This window comes from Mycobacterium sp. UM_11 (assembly GCF_001414075.1).
Classification (GTDB): domain Bacteria; phylum Actinomycetota; class Actinomycetes; order Mycobacteriales; family Mycobacteriaceae; genus Mycobacterium.
In genome coordinates this window covers 1-16,637 of the sequence record NZ_LATC01000101.1, presented here as the reverse complement: position 1 = coordinate 16,637, position 16,637 = coordinate 1, and the positions used below count along the sequence as shown (strand labels likewise).

Sequence of the window (16,637 nt, the reverse complement as noted above, 5' to 3'; positions counted from 1 at the left end):
AGATGTGTATAAGAGACAGCAACAACCCCGTCACCGCGTGGAACGGAATGTCGCTGGTGTGGGACTCGCAGTACACGGTGATGACATCCATCCCGCGGGTTCGCGCCAATGCCGCCGATTCGCGGACGGTACGGCTCTTGCCGATGCCCGGCGGCCCAACGACATCGATGACGCATCCGGCCCCGCCGACCGCCTCATCGAGGATGCCGGCGATGGTGTTGAGTTCCCACGTGCGCCCGACCAACTGAGGGTCTTTGCGCTGGCTGTGCTGGCTCGTGGCGGCGATCAAGCGGCGAGCGGGGACCGGGTCCTTGGCGCCCTTGACGTACACCATCTCCGGATCTGAAAGGGTCGCGGCGTCGTCGACCAGCCGCGCGGTCGACTCGCTGAGCATCACCCCGCCCGGCGGCGCCACCGACTCCATGCGCTGCGCCATGCCCACCTGCTCGCCGATGGCCGTGTAACCCAGGGCGCCGGATCCGATCTCGCCGGCGATCACCTGACCCGAATTCAGGCCCACCCGTAGCTGCAGCTCGACCTTGTCCCTGCGCGCGACTTCGCCAGCCACCAGCGCGGCCTCAGCCTGGATCCCCAGGGCTGCCAGACAGGCGCGAAAAGCGTGGTCCTCCAAGGCGATCGGCGCACCGAACACCGCCATGATGCCGTCGCCGGTGAACTTGTCCACCCTGCCGCCGAACCTCTGCACCACCGTCGCCGCGCGCTCGACGAGTTCGCCCATGATCTCGCGGAGCCGTTCCGCGCCCACCGCGGCGGCGATATCCATCGAGTGCACGACGTCGGCGAACAGCACGGTCACCTGCTTGTACTCCGCGGCCGCCGGACTGGCCGTGAGCTGCGATCCGCATTCGTCGCAGAACTTGGCGGTGGCGCGCAGTTGAGCGCCGCATGACGGGCAAGCCAGGTTCGACGTCGTCACCGAGCACCACCCATCCAGGTCGTACCACCCCGGCTGTTAACAATAGGTGGCTTGGCGGTGCGAAACCCGGCTATCGGCGCTTTGCTGGAAGGGCCGCGCTACACCGCGACTAGGGGTCTGGCACCGGATGGTGCGGGTGACCGCTGTGCCGGATGGCCGTGCCGACGAACGGCGCCTTGATGGTGGCGGCCAGATGATGGCGGTAGCGGATCAGCGCGGCGACCGCCACCACGGTGTAGACGGCACAGAGCAGCAGCCGGCCGTGCGTCGAGGCGATCGGGAACTGCACGACGAACAGGCCCAGCAGCGTGCACGCCGCGGCGCGCTGGAAGCGCAGCGCCAACAGCAGCGCGACGCCCATCATGGTTTGGGTGGCGGTCAGCAGCACTTCCTCCACCTGACGCGGGTCGAGCTGCAGCGAGAACCCACCGCCGCCCAGCAGGTGGGCGATCGGTAGCGACCCGATCAGCAGCGTCCACTGGTTGACCTTGGAGGAGATCAGGGTGGCGATGGCCGCGGTGCCCTTGCCCCGGGCGGCGAAGATGGTGGCCACGATGAACTCCGGGGCCTCGGACGCGAGCGGGGCCAGCCACTGGACCAGCAGGAAACGGTCGACGCCCAGCTCGGTGCCCGCGGCGACCAAGTTGTCGGCGAACGGCTTGGCGGACAGCAGGATCACCGCGCCGGACGCCAGGAAGAGGCCGACGACGACGATGCGCCGCCCGCGATCGGGCAGCTCGCCGAGGGCGGCGGCCGTCCCGATCAGATCGGGCTCCTCCACGTCGCCGTGGCTGACCTTGTACAGGTAGAACCCGAACCAGGCCAGCAGCGCCAGCCCCAGGCCGAAATGGATCTGGCCGCTCGCCGGAATCGCGAAGGCGATGACCCCGGCGATCAGCAGGAAGCCGAGTTCGACGCGATTGGTCGGTTGCAGCGCCAAACCTTTGCTGTCCTTGGCGCCGGCCTTGCGGGCCACCATGATGCTGACCAACACCACCACCGGCCAACCCAGCCCCATCAGCAACCGGTTCGAGCCCGTCATGTTGGCCGCTGCGTATTGCGTGTACTCGGCGTTGTGGCCGGAGACGTACGCGTAGTACAGGTCGACGGCGTATTCGGGCAGCACCGCGATCAACGCCAGGATCGCGGTCGCCAGCCCACCCGAGACGTCGATCTGCGCGGTCTCCGCCGCCCAGGCCAGCAGGAAGCTCGCCGACACGACGGCGGCCCCGTAGATCAACAGGGCAACGACCGGGTCCGGGTGCAGTCCGACGATGCGGATGATCAGCGCGGGGGCGACAAACGCGGCGGTGATCACCCCCGACCGGGTCAGGGTGCGATGCCGCGACCGCGCTGCCGTCGCGGTGGCGACCGCGGCCCTGTCGCTGGCGAGCATCGTCATCCTTCGATCGGGAGGGGTGGCGAATTGGAACGGCTACTCCGGCTGGATTAGCCGTGCCTAACGCCTTCCCAAACTACCCGCCGAGCGCGTGGCCAGCAACGTCGTCGATCAGGCGAGCGTGGACGCAACCGGACGCATCTTTGCTGGCCAGAAGCGCAGCATCGGAAAGTTAGGCAGTCCTGATTTCGAAGTTTGGCAAACCTTCCGGACCGAACACCGCCCCTACCCAGTACGACGCGCCGCGAGCGAGCAGCTTCGCCCTAATTGTCCGGGCCCATCGCCGCCGCCGCGGCCTGTGCGAACAGTTCGACCGCTTGGTTGCGGGTGAGCGACGCCAGCATCTGTTCGGCGGCGCGCATCATGTCGCCGACCATCAGGGTCGGCCCGTTGCCCAGGTTCTCGAACGCCTCCGCGATGACGTCCGGCACGGCCGCCGCGCCCGGCGGCACCTCGTCGAGCGAAGCGATCTGGCCGCGGCTGTGTTCGAGCTGCCGCAGGGCGGGCGTATCGGTCTTGCCCAGGATCAGGCCGAGGACGTCGACGCCCTTGCCGTGCAACTCGGCCCACAGCGCCTCGGCGAAGACCATGTCGAACGCCTTCGTCGCGCCGTAGGCGACCATGTTCGCCCCACCGGCCAGGCCGGCGCCGGAGCCGAACAACACGATCCCGCCCCGCCCGCGCTCCACCATGCCGGCGGCGAAGTGGTGGCACAGCTGCATCGGCACCACGCAGTTGCGCTGAACCATCGCCTCGGCAACTTCGATCGGATTGGCCAGGAACGGTTCGAAGTTCGGGTCGGCGCCCGCGCAGTACACCAGGATGCCGATCTCCAGGTCGGCGGTCGCCGCCGCGATCGGCGCCGCCGCGCCGGGTGCGGCCAGATCGATGGCGAGGGTGCGGGTGCCCGCCGAGGTGTCTTTCTCGATCGCGGCCGCGACTTCGTCGAGTACGGCTTGCCGACGGGCGAGGAGCACCACGTTGACGCCACGCTCGGCGAGCCCGCGGGCGAAGGCCGCGCCCACCCCATCCGAGGCGCCGGCCACCAGCGCCCACGGCCCGTACTTGGTTGCGAACGCCATCTACGGGCTCCCTACTGCGCTCACGCGCACGATGGTGAAGCGTCGCCGTGCGATGCGCCAACCGTCGGCGGTGCGGACGATGTCGTCGTCGTAATAGCCGATCCCGTTGGCGCCGGATTGGTTGTCGGCGAACATGATCAGGGCATCGACGTAGGTGCGCGCCGTCGCCTTATCGCCGTTTACCGTGATGACCTGGTTGGTCAACCGGTGCAGCGTATGGCCCGCCGGGGCATGCGTCTTGTCCATGAAGTCTGTGACGGCGTCGACGCCGCTCCACGCGCCGATCTCGCCGTAGTCGAGTTCGCAGTCCTCGGTGAACACCGTTCGAAACAGCGGCCAGTCACGCCGGTCGATCCCGGTCGCGTAGCGAACGAGCAGATCCGAAATTTGTTGTCGGTCGTCGTTTTCGCTCACGAGACGTCTCCATTCGGGTGGCCGGCCGTTTCACAGCACCACCCCCGCGCAAACGGGTTACTTTCTCGAATAATCGATATAGGATCTCGAATGTTCGCCTAACTCTAAATCGTGCGGCGAAGGAGTCAAGCCATTCGCGGATCGACGTCTGCCCCCACTGCCCGGGTACTCGACGTTGTCGAGCTGCTGGCCCGGTCCGGAAGCGCGCGGCTGCGGTTCTCGGACATCGCTCGGGAGCTCGATCTCACGCAGGCGACGGCGCACGCCATCCTGAAGACGCTGTGCGACCGGGGGTGGGCCAGCCGCGATCCGGTCGCCAAGACGTTCACCCTCGGCCCCGCGCTGGCCGTCGTCGCGGCGCGAACCGACACCGCCCGGCCGTTGGCGCACGCGGCCCGCGCCTCGGCGCTTCGCCTGTCCCGCGAGGTCGGCTACGCGTGTTCGGTGGTCGAGCGTTTCGGGGATTCGCTGGTGCTCACCGCGGTTGAGGGCGAGCCCGCGACCCAGCCCTCCGGGATCCCGGGCGATCGCATCCCGTACGCCCCGCCGTTCGGCGTCGCGCTCGCCGCCTGGGACGACGAGGAGGAACAACGCGCGTGGATCCGCCGCGGTGCGGGCACCAACCCCGACCGCGCCCGGCGACTCGAGCAGGTGTTGCAACACACGCGCGAGCGGGGCTTCGACGTCGACTGGACGACGCCCGCGCTGGCCCAGGCCGCGCAGCTGGTCGGCACGCTGGACAGCGACGAGATGCCGACGCCGGTGCGCCACATCATGGACCAGTTGCTCGTCGAGTTCACCACCATCGGTTTCCTGTCCGACGACAACCCGGGCCGCCGCAAGCAACCCGTGGTGACCATCGCCGCGCCGGTTTTCGATGAACGACACGTTGCCCTGATGGTGGCCGTGCATCCGCTGTGTCCGTTGTCCGCGCGGCAGATCCGGCTCATCGGCGAGAAGCTCACCGCCGAAACGGCGGCGATCACGCAATCGCAACAGAAGGCGGTTAATCGCGCCGGCTAGGTAGTGATACGGATACGGGTTGTCATCACCAAAACCCCTGCGGCACAGCGAGCCTCATCGACGCAGGTCTGCCGACGAGCCGATGTAATCCGGCCGGATGAGGCGCTATGCCTCCTCGCGGCTGGGGACTCCCGCGTCGAAGGCGTTGAGCGTGACGGCAACCATGGAGAAGCAGCCCACCAGAAAGACGATCTCGGCGGCGCCTTGCTCGCCGAACCGCGCAACGGCCCCTCGATAGGTGGTCTCGGGCAGGACACCGCCGCGGTTGAGCGCCGCCGCCATGTCGTACGCGACGCGTTCGTCGTCGGTCAGGTCGGCGGGGCGCTCACCGGCGGCGATGGTGGCGATCTTGTCGTCGGACAGCCCCGCGCGGCGTGCGAAATACTCATGCCCGTAGATCTCGTAGCGCGCCCCGAACTTCGCGGCGGTGACCAGAATGACCAACTGATGGACGTTGCCGGGCAGTACGGCGTGCTCCCATAACGACCTGTTGAGAGCCCAAGCCGGCGAACCAAATTGGGGAAAGTGCAGCCAACCGTTGAACGGCCCGATCAGCGCGCCGTCGCCGCGGTATGCAACGAGTTCGCCGAAGCCGCTGTCGATTACGGCACGCATGTCGGCATAGAGGTCTTGCTGCGCGGCGGTCAAACCGCTCGGCGGCAACAGCGGAAGTCGCACCGGACCTCCTCACGTGATCGCGGTTGTTTCAACCCAGCCAATCCCCCGAATGCCGGCGCGTCCACGACGGGCTTTCGACCAGTGCTAGGTCACGCTTCCTACCGCAGGTAGGGCCGCTTAAGCTCGTCTGATGGAACTGCGGCAGCTGGGCTACTTCGTGGCGGTTGCCGAGGAGTTGCACTTCGGTCGAGCCGCCAGGCGGAAACACATTTCGGGACCGGCTCTCTCCCAACAGATCATCGCCCTCGAACGCGAGTTGGGGGCCGAGCTGTTCGCGCGAGACCGGCGCAGCGTCCGGCTGACCGAAGCCGGACGCACCCTGCTGCCGGACGCGCGGAGGATATTGGCCCTGGCCGACGACGCCAAGCACCGACTGCAGCTGGCGGCGGCCGAGAGCACGCCGGTGCGGCTGGGTTACGTCAGCTGGCTGCCCGACGACATCACCAGCCTGGTTGGGCCCGAGGTGGCGCTGCGGGTCGACGAATGGGTGCTGCCGTCGCACGCGCAGGCCGACCGCGTGGCGGAGGGAACGCTCGATATCGCGCTGGCGTGGGTGACCGCCGAGCAGGTCAAGCAGCGCGGACTGACGGCATACCTGCTACGTGCCGAACCCCTGCAAGCCGTGCTTCCCGGCGTGGGATCACCGGAACCGATTGCCGCGCAACGGGTAAAGGTCCTGGTCGACGCCGACGAGTCGGCATGGTCGTCGTGGAATCGGTTCGCCGAGGAGTTCGCGGCCCACACGGGTGCGCGGATAGTCAGGATCGACGACGGCGGCGTCACCGGTGACGCCTTCTACGCCCACGTGCGCAGGATCGGCGCACCTGTGCTGGCCTCACCGAAGCGACATACCGCGGTGATTCCACCCAGCCTGGGCCAGCGACCCGTCGCCGCGCCGACACCCCTGTGGACGTGGTCGTTGTTGCACCGCCAAGACGACGACCGTTCCGGTGTGCGGGGGCTGGTGGACGCGCTGCTGACGACGGCGCGCGCCCGCGGTTGGCTCGCCCCGCCCACCGACCGGTGGTGGGCTCCTGCCGACGACCCGCACCGCGACGCCCTCGCCTCGGGCGCCGAACTGCGGTAGGAACTCCGGTCGAGCACTGGTAAGAGATCGGTCCTGGACTCCCGTGTCGTTGCCGCGCTTCAGTGGAGGCAACGACGGGAGGACCAAACCCCATGACACAGAACTACGTTGTCGACGATCTTGCCGGCTTCGTCGTCGGCGCCCGCCAAGAGGACCTGAGCGGACAACCCCGGGCCTTGCTGAAACGCAACGTGCTGGACAGCGTCGCCTGCGCCGTCGGCTCGCTGGACGGTGAGCTGATCGCCACGATCCGCGAACACACCGACCAGTTCAGCGGCGTCCCCACCGCGACGCTCGTCGGCGGCGGCCGAGCCTCGGTCGATCAGGCGGCGTTCTTCAACGCGGTCCTGGTGCGCTACCCGGACCTGCTCGACACCTATCTGACGGTGGGCGGACTGTGCCATCCGGCCGACAACTTCGGGGCGATCCTGGCGGTGGCCGAGCACGTCAACGCCACCGGGGCGGATTTCCTACTGGCCCTGGCGGTCGCCTACGAGATCCAATGCCGGTTCAGTGCCCAGGTTCCCGTGATGGCGCGCGGGCTCAATCACGCCCTGCAACTGGCGATGTCGGTCGCGGCGGGATCGGCCAAACTGATGGGGCTCGACGCGGAGCAAACCGCCAACGCGATTGCCGCCGCAACCGCCGACAACGTGTCACTCGCGGCCGTGCACGCCGAGCCGGTCTCGAACTGGAAAGGCATCTCACCGGCGATCACCGGCATGCGCGCGGTGTACACGACGATGTTGGCCGCCCGCGGCGTCACCGGGCCCAAGGCCCTGTTCGAAGGCCCGCACGGCCTGGTGCGGCTCTTCGACCAGCCCATCGACTTTCACACCGACGACCGCGCGCTCGCCTGCGTGGAGCAGACCTACCTCAAGCAGTACTGCTCACTTATCCACGGGCAGGCCATCATTGACGCGGTCTTGGCGATCCGCGGCGAAAACGACCTGCGCGGAGAGGACGTCGCGCGGGTGACCGTCGAGGTCTTCCAGGGCGCCTACGACTTCGCCGGCGGGGGCGAGTACGGCGCCAAGGATCACCCGCTGACCAAGGAGCAGGCCGACTACAACCTGAAATATCTCAGCGCGGTGGCGCTGCTGGACGGGGGCGTCGGTCCCGCGCAGATCGAGTCGGATCGCCTGTTGCGCGGCGACGTTCAGGACTTGCTATCCCGGGTCGACGTCAAGCCCGCGCCCGACCTGACCGCGGCCTACCCGCAACGCACCGCGGCCCGCGTGCACGTGGTAATGCGTGACGGGCGGGAATTCAGCCGCGAGCAGAGCGATTACGAGGGGTCGCCCACCCGGCCCATGACGTGGGAGCGCGTCGTCGACAAGTTCGGTTGGCTGGCCGAGCCGTTCTGTGGCGAGACGCTGCGCGACGACATCGTCGCGGCCGTCGATCACCTGGACGAGATCCCCGTCGCGGAGTTCGCCGCGTTGCTCGGCGCGGTCAGCCCAAGCGCCGAACGTCGGCGCAGCAGGGTGCGCTTCTGACCCCGCCCCCTTGCGTGGTGCGCCACGGGCGTTGAATGATCGGCCATGCGCAAAGATCGTGGCATCAATCGGTGGGAGCTGGTCACCTGCGCGATCGCGGGGCACGCCACCTATGCGCCCGAGGAACAGGACCTCGCCGCCCGGTTGAGCGGCACCACCGGACTCGGCGAGGTGTGGCGCTGCCTGCGCTGCGGTGAATTCACCGTGGGCGAGCCGCACGGCCGGGGACGCGCCGAGGATGCGCCGATGATCATGCGCGGCAAGGCTTTACGCCAGGCCATCATCATCCGGACCCTCGCCGTGGAACGCCTGTTCCGGGCGGTGGTGATCGCGCTCGCCGCGTACGCGGTGTGGAAGTTCCGCGGCGCGCGGGGGGCCATTCAGGCGACCCTGGACCGAGACCTGCCGATCTTCCGCGCGGCCGGGTTCAAGGTCGACCAGATGACGATCGTGCACGAGCTGGAAAAGGCGCTGGCGGCAAAGCCATCCACGCTGGCCCTGCTCACCTTGATGCTGGCCGGGTACGCGCTGATCGAGGTCATCGAAGCCGTCGGCCTGTGGTTGCTGAAGCGCTGGGGCGAGTACTTCGCGGTGATCGCCACCTCGGTCTTCCTGCCTCTGGAAATCCACGACCTCGCCAAGGGCATCACGATGACCCGGGTGGTCACCTTCGCCATCAACGTGGCCGCCGTGGTCTACCTGCTGTTCTCGAAACGCCTGTTCGGCCTGCGTGGCGGCCGCGCGGCCTACGACGAGGAACGCCGGGGCGAACAGCTTCTCGACGTCGAAAAGGCCGCGGCGAGCGCCTGACGAGGAAACAACGATGGGCACTTATGCGATCACCGGATCGGCTTCCGGGATGGGCCAGGAGACCGCGCGGCGGCTGAGGGCAGACGGGCACACCGTGATCGGTGTCGACATCAAAGACGCCGACATCGTCGCCGACCTGTCGACGCCGCACGGACGTCAAGGGGCCGCCGACGGCGTTCTGGCGGCCGCGGGCGGCAAACTCGACGGCGCCGTGCTGGCCGCCGGCCTGGGGCCCAGCCCCGGCCGGGACCGGATACGCCAGATCGCCCAGGTCAATTACTTCGGCGTCGTCGAGCCGCTGCTCGCCTGGCGCCCGGCGTTGGTCGCGGCTGAACGCGCGAAAGTGGTGGTCGTGGCGAGCAACTCGTCGACGACCGTGCCCCTCGTCCCGCGCCGAGCGGTCAAGGCGTTGCTCGCACACGACGCTGACAAGGCCCTGCGGTCGGTGCGGCCGTACGGACCGGGCGCGCCGACGATGATCTACGCGGCGTCGAAAATCGCCGTCAGCCGGTGGGTGCGGCGACACGCGGTGCTGCCGGAGTGGGCGGGTTCGGGCGTCCGGCTGAACGCCCTGGCGCCCGGAGCCATCATGACGCCGTTGCTGCAGGAACAACTCGCGAATCCAAGGCAGGCCAAAGCCGTTCGGTCCTTCCCGGTCCCGATCGGGGGCTTCGGCGAGGCGCGGCACATGGCCGACTGGATGTGTTTCATGCTCTCCGATTCCGCCGAATTCCTCTGCGGGAGCGTCGTGTTCGTCGATGGCGGGACCGACGCGTATTTCCGTGCCGACGATTGGCCGAAAGCCCTACCCGTGCGCGCGTTGCCGGGCTACCTGCGCCGCTTCAGGCGTTCGTGACACCCGTCGGGTGTGGGCCTCGCCACAATGCGGCTTTTCGTGGCGTTAACCCCGGCGCGGCGCATGCGTAAAGCGACCCCGGTGGAATTCAATGGATCGGCGCACAGGCCGAACAGACGAAGGATCGAAACCGTGGCGACACTGCCGTCTTGGATCAGCCAGCACCCGCCCCGTCTCGCCGTGGTGACGCCGCTGAAGGCGCGCGCCTGTCACGCGTTGCACGCGGTGCTGCGCAGCGAATCACCCCGCCCCGGCGTGACCCTCATGCGGCGGGGCGCCGAGCGCTGCTGACGCCGCCGCCTACCGCGGCGCATCGGCTGAACCCGTCGCGCGCTCGCGTTCCCGTCGACGCGCCCGCGAGGCGCGCAGATTGGCGGCGTTGCCGCACGTCTTGACGTCGTGCCACACCCCGCTGTTGTTCTTTGAGCGGTCGTAGAACGTCGACGCGCAGCGGTGGTTGTGGCACTGCTTTAGCCGCCGCCAGGTATCGGCGTGCTGGCTGAGCAGAATCTCGGCCCACAGCGCCGAGGCGAGCCAACGCCAGCCGGTGCCGGCGGGGTCCAGCCGCACCTCGCCGGCGTCGGATATCCGCAGGGATGCGGGAACCGGGCCGCCATCGCGTCCGCTCGCGGGCTCACCCGCGACCAGTGAGCCGATCCTGGACCGCAACGCGCGCAGCCTGGCCAGGTCCGTCTCGCCCAGCACGGGCGGGGGCAGCTCCACGCCGCGCGCGGCCGACCAGGCGCGCACCGCGCCCGCCACCCAGTCGCGGGCGAGCGTGGGGTCGGCGAGCAGGTCCGGCCCGTATCCCGCGATGTCCCTCGTGTTGAGGAAGTCGTGCACCAGGGCCAGCCCGCCCGGCGCCGGGGCTATGCCGTAGCGCTGTGACGCAGACCATGAAATAGACATAACTAAAAGATACTTGCATATGTCATCGCCGGCAACTACGGTGACAGAATCAAAGTCGCTACACATACGTCAAGGAGTGCGGATCATGGTAAACATCAAGGGGTCGACGGTTGTGGTCACCGGCGGGCAGCGCGGGCTCGGCAAGGCCATCGTGGACGAGTTCTTGCGGCGCGGCGCGGCCAAGGTGTACGCGACGGCGCGGGCGCCGAAGCGCAGTGATGACCCCCGCGTGGTCAGCCTGGAGTTGGACGTGACCAGGCCGGAGTCCGTTGCGGCCCTGGCTATCTCGGCGCCGGACGCCGAGATCGTGATCAACAACGCGGGCGTGCTCAGCGGGCGCAAGCTGCTCGACAGCGACATCGAGGACGTGCGCGCGGTGTTCGAGACCAACTACTTCGGTGCGCTTCGGGTCGCCAAGGCGTTCGCGCCGATCCTGGCCCGCAACGGTGGTGGCGCCCTGGTCGACATCGCCTCGATCCTGTCCTGGATGCCCGGCTCCGGCGCCTACGGTGACTCCAAGGCGGCTCTGTGGTCGACGACGAACTCGCTGCGCATCGAACTCGAGAAGCAGGGCACCCTGGTCGTCGCCGCGCACCTCAGCTTCACCGACACCGACATGGCCGCCGGCTTCGACGCGCCCAAGAACGACCCGCGTGAGGTCGCGCGCGCCATCGTGGACGGCATCGAACGCGACGAGGCCGAGGTGCTGGCCGACGACGACACCCGCTACGTCAAGGCCGCGCTGTCCGGACCGGTCGAGGCACTGCCCCGGATGCCCTGACCTGCCGGACGCATGAAGGTCTGCCCGAAGGCAGATCCCCGTCTTAAGACGGTGGGTCAATCAGGCCCTTGCGGATGGCCTCGCCCAAAAATGGGCTTGCTGCACTTCGGGCAGACCACCGGGTTACCCGGCACCCACCACGCTCGCACCGGTCCGGCGGCGCTTCGACGGCCGAAGGTCCTCAATCCTTCGGTCGAAGGTCACAATCCATCGGGGCGCCGCGGCCGGTCGACGTGTTTGGATAGCGATATGTCCGACATGGAAGCCGAACGCATCGTGAGCGCCACCCGCGTGATCGCGGCCAACGCCGCCCGGATCTTCGAGCTGATCGCCGATCCCGCTCGCCAGCCCAGCTGGGACGGCAACGACAACCTCGCCTCGTCGGCCCCCGGACAACGCGTCCGTGGCGTAGGCGACGTGTTCAAGACGACGCTGACCAACGGCGCCGTGCGCGAGAACCACGTGGTGGAATTCGTCGAGGGCAGCAAAATCGCTTGGCGCCCCGCGGAACCCAGGAAGGAACCGCCCGGTCACCTCTGGCGTTGGGAGCTCAGCCCGGTGAACGCCGAACTCACCACGGTGACCCACACCTACGACTGGACGGCGCTGACCGATGCCACCCGCATGGAGCGCGCTCGCGCGACGACGCCGGACATGTTGCGCGAATCCATCGACCGGCTCGCGGTTGTCGCGCAAACCCCCGATGCGGGAGGGCAAGCCTGACATGGCCCTCCCCCCACCGGGCGACGACCGCGCGGCCATCATCACCGGCGCTTCGTCGGGCATCGGCGAACAGTTCGCTCAAATCCTCGCCCGGCGCGGCCACCACGTCGTGCTGGTCGCCCGCAGCGCCGACCGACTCGAGGCGCTCGCCGGGCGGCTGGGCGAGCGAGCGCACCCCCTACCGGCCGACCTGTCCGACCGAACGGAACGAGCCGCCCTGCCCGACCGCATCTCGGCCCTCGGGCTGGTGCCCGACATCCTGGTCAACAACGCCGGGTTCTCCACCCTGGGCGTCGTGGCGAAATCCGTTCCCGCACAAGAGGTCAACCTGGTCGAGGTCGACGTGGCGGCCGTCGTGGACCTGTGCAGCCGGTTCCTGCCGGGCATGGTGGACCGCCGTCGAGGCGCCGTGCTGAATGTGGCGTCGGTGGCCGGCTTCGGGCCGCTGCCCGGCCAAGCGGCGTATGGCGCCGCCAAGGCGTTCGTGCTGTCCTACACGCACAGCCTGCGCGGTGAGCTGCGCGGCACCGGAGTCGGCGCGACGGCGCTGTGCCCGGGGCCGGTGGACACCGGGTTTGGGGAGGCGGCCGGCTTCTCCAAGGAGGAAGCCGAGGCCGCCCTGCCGCGGGTGATGTGGGTGCCCGCCGACCAGGTGGCGCAGGCCGGGATCGACGGGCTGGCGGCCGGCAAGGCGGTCGTCGTTCCGGGTCGGGTGAACCGCGTGGCGGCGGCCCTGTTCCGGGTCACGCCGCCCGAACTGCTGTTGCCGCTGCTGACGCGGGGTCACCCCGCGATGAAAAAGCAATGAGGCGAGCCTGATTCAGCCCTTCTTGCCGCGCACCCATTGAACCGTGCCGTAGTTCTTCACCCGCACGCTGACGAATCCGTGGTCTTCCAAGATGTCGCCGATCTCGTCGTCGTCGAAGACGTGCGCGCCGACGTTCGGCAGCTTCTGGAACAGCCGCGCGGCCGGGCCGACGGTGGGCACCATCACGGCCAGCCTGCCGCCCGGCCGCAGCACTCGCGCCATCTCGCCGAGCGCTATCGCGGGGTGCGGGATCAGTTGCAACACGGCGGTGGAGATGACCGCGTCGACCGTGTCGTCGCGCAGCGGAAGTCGTTGCGCGTCAGCCTTGATGAAGCCGACCTGGGGCCCCGCTTCGTTGCGGACGGCGCGCGCGAGCATGGGCTCGGAGATGTCGATGCCCAGGGCCAGCCCGTCGGGGCCGGCCGCGCGTGCCAGCGACGCGGTCACGTTGCCGGGCCCGGATCCGACGTCCAGCGCGATGCCGCCCGGCGGGATGTTCAGCCACTCGAGCGGGGTCTGCCAGGCGCTGATCAGCCGCCGCGACAGGGCCTGGGCGTTGTCGTAGAGCATCGACCCGATCGGTGACGCCCACGCCGCCTGGATCGGCCCGGTGTTCCTCGCGACGCCGTCGGCCTCGGCGGATTCGGCGCCCAACAGATCGAGGTAGCCCTTGCTCACGTCGGGATCCGCCGGTGGTTCGGCGAGCAGTTCCAGCGCTCGCCGCAGGGCGGGCGGCAGCGAGATGTGCACGTCGGTCATGCGTACTCCTTCGGCGAAAAGCCAAGCTGTAGGCCGGAATCGAGGCCCACCGGCAGCCTACGCCGAGCCGCGCTTGGTCACCGCCCTGACGATCGCGTGCTCGCGCACCAGGGAGTACAGCCGCCACTGGCCGGGCACGCCCTTGAGCGCGCTCTCGCCGCGATCGTCGAAGCGGTGTCGCGATCCGGTGACGATGTCGCGCAGCGTGGAGGACACCAGCACTTCGCTGGGGCCGGCGAGCGCGGCGACCCGCGCGCCGATGTGCACGGCCATGCCGGCGACGTCGTTGCCGCGCACCTCGACTTCGCCGGCGTGGATGCCCACCCGCACCTCGATGCCCAGCACTCGGACCGCGTCGACGATGGCGTCGGCGCACGCGATCGCGGCGCTCGGGCTGCTGAACGTGGCGACGAATCCGTCTCCGGCCGTGTTGACTTCGCGCCCGGCGAACCGCTGCAGCTCGTGGCGCACCAGGGTGTCGTGGTTGTCCAGCAGGTCGCGCCAGCGGTGGTCGCCGAGGATCGCGGCCCGCTCGGTGGAGCCGACGATGTCGGTGAACACGATCGTGGTGAGCAGGCGCTCGGCATCGGAACCGCCGCGCACGCCGGTGATGAACTCCTCGATCTCGTCGAGCATGGGCGCGGTGTCGCCGACCCAGTACAGGGTGTCCCCGCCGGGGCACTCGACGAGGCGCGCGCCGGGGATGTGCTCGGCGAGGTAGTGCGCGTGCTCGACCGGGCTGAAGTCGGGGTTGTCGCGATGCAGGATCAGGGTCGGCACGGCGATGCGGGGCAACCGGTCGCGGACGTCGCCCTCCCTGACCTTGTTGATGAACGCGCGGGCCATGCTGGGTGACGCGGCCCGGTTGCCGGCCATGTCCCACCACGCGCGGAACGCGTCGTCGCCCGCCACGGACGGGGCGATGATGCCCAGCATGTCGAAGCCCTGCTCGACGGCGTCGGGCTCCATCCCGACGGTCGTGAATTGATCCGCGTCCGCGAGTTCCGCACCGATCGGGTAATCGGGGCCACGCAGCGTGCGGGCCGCGCCGTTGGCGATGACCAGGCTGGTCACCCGCTCGGGATGGTCGGCCGCCAGCACGATCCCGGCCAGCGAGGTGAAGCCCGGGGCGAAGATCGTCGCCCGCTCGCATCCCACCGCGTTCATCACCGCGATCGCGTCCTGTGCCCACGACTCCGGGCCCAGCATGTCGGACGGGACCCGCGACGACAGGCCGATGCCGCGCTGGTCGAACCGGATCACCCGGCAGAACGAGGCGAGCCGGCGATGAAAGCGGTACATCGACGGCTCGAGGTCGACGCAGTCGATCGGGATCAGCGGGCCCGGCAGCACGAGCAGGTCGATCGGACCATCGCCGAAGACCTGGTAGGCGATGTCGATCTCGCCGCAAGTGGCGTACCGGGTCCGCGGAGCCGCGGAACTCCCAGCCACGCATTCAAGGCTAGTGCAGGCCACCGACAGGCCGGAACCGGTCAGCGGCGGATGATCGGCACGAGATAGCGGGCGGCGTACTCCCGGACGGCCGCGGGATCCGCCGTGTCGAGCCGGTCGGTGGGGAAGACGATGATGCCGAGCGCGACGCGCAGCAGGATGTCGGCGATGTTGGCCAGGTCGCGGTCGGGAATGGCGGACCCGCACCGGCGCAGGGTGTGGGCGATGCCGTCGGCGAACTGGCCGATGGGGAAGGCCTGCGAGCGGGAGAACATGCCGAGCAACTCGGGCTCGCTCTCGGCGATCCGCGAGTACAGCGGCGAGTCGTGGACCAGGCGGACGCCGAGCGCGAACGCCTCGACGACGGCCTGCTGCGGGTCGCAGCCGGCGGTGGCCCGGTCCAGCGTGGTGAAGAACGCCTCGGCCTCGCGCCGCACGACGTGCCCGAACAGGACGTCCTTGGTGGGGAAGCGCCGGTACACGGTGCTGCGGCTGACGCCGGCGCGGGCGGCCACGTCTTCGATGTTGGCCCGGCGCACGCCGTAGGTCTCGAAGACGGTGCGGGCAGTGTCCAAAATCGCGCGCTCGAGCTCGGAGGCTTCGGCGAGGTTGCCGTCAAGGCTGTGGCTGCGCATGGCCTGACGACCCCCATGGCAATCTCGACACCGGATTTGACACAAAGATACGCATTTGTTTCTCTGGTTCACAACTTGGGTGCGGGGGCGAGGAGTCGGGATGACAGCGCAGCGGGACTTCGACACCGGCGTGCGGGAGGCGTTGCCGATGCCGGTCGACGACACCGACGACGTTGCGCGGCTGGGGCCCGAGTCGCTGATCTGGAAGTTCTACGGGGACAACCGCACCCAGTTCTTCGGATTCCAGCGCACCGCCGGTGTGGAGAACTGCATCGAACAGCTCGCCCAAGGCGTGCTCGACCACTCGGTGGTCTTCAGTGACACGCTGGGGCGGGCCAAGCGGACCGCGCCGCCGCTGATGAAGACCGTCTACTCCGACGAACCCCGCGAGTGGGGACGCAAGGTCCGCGACTTCCACACGACGATCAAGGGGACCATCGCCGACGGCTCGAGGTACCACGCGCTCAACCCCGAACTGTTCTACTGGGCGCACGCCAGCTTCGTCGACCAGGTCATCTACAACACCGACACGTTCATCCGCCGCCTCTCGGATGCGGAGAAGGAGCGAATCTTCAACGAGGGCAAGGTGTGGTACGGCCTATACGGTGTCAGCGACCGCGCCCAACCGCAGACTTACGACGAGTTCCTCGCCTATTGGGACGAGATGCTCGAGCGGTTCGTCCCGCACAAGACTGTCTTGTACGGCACCGGTTACATCCGGAAGGGCATCCCCGGCCCGCGCTGGCTGCCGAAGCCGGTTTGGAACTGTCTCTTATACACATCTG

The 16,637-nt window shown here is 68.7% G+C and carries 19 protein-coding genes; 10 read left to right on the top strand and 9 right to left on the bottom strand.

Features of this window, described 5'->3' with window-relative positions; genetic code table 11:
• The 4 genes from WU80_RS20360 to WU80_RS20345 form a co-directional block, all read right to left on the bottom strand.
• Positions 1–937, bottom strand: a 937-nt coding sequence (locus WU80_RS20360; protein WP_156371808.1) for an adenylate/guanylate cyclase domain-containing protein, incomplete at its 3' end; no start/stop codon positions are given.
• A gap of 109 nt (positions 938–1,046) precedes the next feature.
• Positions 1,047–2,333: a sodium:proton exchanger gene (locus WU80_RS20355; RefSeq protein ID WP_369808556.1), complete on the bottom strand. Its 1,287-nt coding sequence runs from the start codon at positions 2,331–2,333 to the stop codon at positions 1,047–1,049.
• A gap of 266 nt (positions 2,334–2,599) precedes the next feature.
• The gene (locus WU80_RS20350) at positions 2,600–3,418 is read right to left on the bottom strand and encodes an SDR family NAD(P)-dependent oxidoreductase (RefSeq protein ID WP_055404916.1); all 819 of its coding nucleotides are present in this window, start codon (positions 3,416–3,418) and stop codon (positions 2,600–2,602) included.
• On the bottom strand, positions 3,419–3,832 hold the full coding sequence (locus tag WU80_RS20345; protein ID WP_055404915.1) for a nuclear transport factor 2 family protein: 414 nt from the start codon (positions 3,830–3,832) through the stop codon (positions 3,419–3,421).
• Positions 3,833–3,943: 111 nt separating this feature from the next.
• On the opposite strand from WU80_RS20345, the gene WU80_RS20340 reads away from it, so the two are divergent.
• Entirely contained in the window at positions 3,944–4,855 is a 912-nt protein-coding gene (locus WU80_RS20340) for an IclR family transcriptional regulator (RefSeq protein WP_231633873.1), read from the top strand.
• Between the two features lie 105 nt (positions 4,856–4,960).
• Here WU80_RS20340 and WU80_RS20335 read toward each other — a convergent pair whose 3' ends face one another.
• A complete protein-coding gene (locus WU80_RS20335; RefSeq protein WP_055404914.1) occupies positions 4,961–5,533 on the bottom strand; it encodes a carboxymuconolactone decarboxylase family protein in 573 nt (190 codons plus the stop codon).
• 130 nt (positions 5,534–5,663) lie between these two features.
• Between WU80_RS20335 and WU80_RS26590 the strand changes: the two genes are divergently transcribed.
• From WU80_RS26590 to WU80_RS26180, 5 genes are all read left to right on the top strand, one after another.
• Entirely contained in the window at positions 5,664–6,620 is a 957-nt protein-coding gene (locus WU80_RS26590; protein WP_055404913.1) for a LysR family transcriptional regulator, read from the top strand.
• A 92-nt stretch (positions 6,621–6,712) separates the two neighbouring features.
• Positions 6,713–8,119: an MmgE/PrpD family protein gene (locus WU80_RS20325; protein WP_055404912.1), complete on the top strand. Its 1,407-nt coding sequence runs from the start codon at positions 6,713–6,715 to the stop codon at positions 8,117–8,119.
• A gap of 45 nt (positions 8,120–8,164) precedes the next feature.
• Positions 8,165–8,929 carry a DUF2127 domain-containing protein gene (locus tag WU80_RS20320; protein ID WP_055404911.1) on the top strand — a complete coding sequence of 255 codons (765 nt, stop codon included), beginning with the start codon at positions 8,165–8,167 and terminating at the stop codon, positions 8,927–8,929.
• Between the two features lie 13 nt (positions 8,930–8,942).
• Complete coding sequence (locus WU80_RS20315; protein ID WP_055404910.1) at positions 8,943–9,785, top strand: SDR family oxidoreductase; 843 nt, start codon at positions 8,943–8,945, stop codon at positions 9,783–9,785.
• 132 nt (positions 9,786–9,917) lie between these two features.
• On the top strand, positions 9,918–10,076 hold the full coding sequence (locus WU80_RS26180) for a hypothetical protein (protein ID WP_197281310.1): 159 nt from the start codon (positions 9,918–9,920) through the stop codon (positions 10,074–10,076).
• A 9-nt stretch (positions 10,077–10,085) separates the two neighbouring features.
• Here WU80_RS26180 and WU80_RS20310 read toward each other — a convergent pair whose 3' ends face one another.
• Positions 10,086–10,694: a CGNR zinc finger domain-containing protein gene (locus WU80_RS20310; RefSeq protein ID WP_231633872.1), complete on the bottom strand. Its 609-nt coding sequence runs from the start codon at positions 10,692–10,694 to the stop codon at positions 10,086–10,088.
• 85 nt (positions 10,695–10,779) lie between these two features.
• Here WU80_RS20310 and WU80_RS20305 point away from each other — a divergent pair, with 85 nt between their 5' ends.
• From WU80_RS20305 to WU80_RS20295, 3 genes are all read left to right on the top strand, one after another.
• Positions 10,780–11,475: an SDR family oxidoreductase gene (locus WU80_RS20305; RefSeq protein ID WP_055404919.1), complete on the top strand. Its 696-nt coding sequence runs from the start codon at positions 10,780–10,782 to the stop codon at positions 11,473–11,475.
• 249 nt (positions 11,476–11,724) lie between these two features.
• Positions 11,725–12,198 carry an SRPBCC family protein gene (locus tag WU80_RS20300; RefSeq protein ID WP_055404909.1) on the top strand — a complete coding sequence of 158 codons (474 nt, stop codon included), beginning with the start codon at positions 11,725–11,727 and terminating at the stop codon, positions 12,196–12,198.
• A 1-nt stretch (position 12,199) separates the two neighbouring features.
• A complete protein-coding gene (locus tag WU80_RS20295; RefSeq protein ID WP_055404918.1) occupies positions 12,200–13,006 on the top strand; it encodes an SDR family oxidoreductase in 807 nt (268 codons plus the stop codon).
• Between the two features lie 12 nt (positions 13,007–13,018).
• Here WU80_RS20295 and WU80_RS20290 read toward each other — a convergent pair whose 3' ends face one another.
• From WU80_RS20290 to WU80_RS20280, 3 genes are read right to left on the bottom strand one after another with little or no spacing between them, the layout of a single operon-like run.
• Positions 13,019–13,765, bottom strand: coding sequence for a methyltransferase domain-containing protein (locus WU80_RS20290; protein WP_055404908.1), 747 nt, complete (start codon positions 13,763–13,765; stop codon positions 13,019–13,021).
• Positions 13,766–13,822: 57 nt separating this feature from the next.
• Positions 13,823–15,217, bottom strand: coding sequence for an adenylate/guanylate cyclase domain-containing protein (locus WU80_RS20285; protein ID WP_055404907.1), 1,395 nt, complete (start codon positions 15,215–15,217; stop codon positions 13,823–13,825).
• Between the two features lie 41 nt (positions 15,218–15,258).
• Complete coding sequence (locus WU80_RS20280) at positions 15,259–15,852, bottom strand: TetR/AcrR family transcriptional regulator (protein ID WP_055404906.1); 594 nt, start codon at positions 15,850–15,852, stop codon at positions 15,259–15,261.
• Positions 15,853–15,952: 100 nt separating this feature from the next.
• On the opposite strand from WU80_RS20280, the gene WU80_RS20275 reads away from it, so the two are divergent.
• A partial coding sequence (locus WU80_RS20275; protein WP_055405820.1) for an oxygenase MpaB family protein occupies positions 15,953–16,637 on the top strand: 685 nt, incomplete at its 3' end.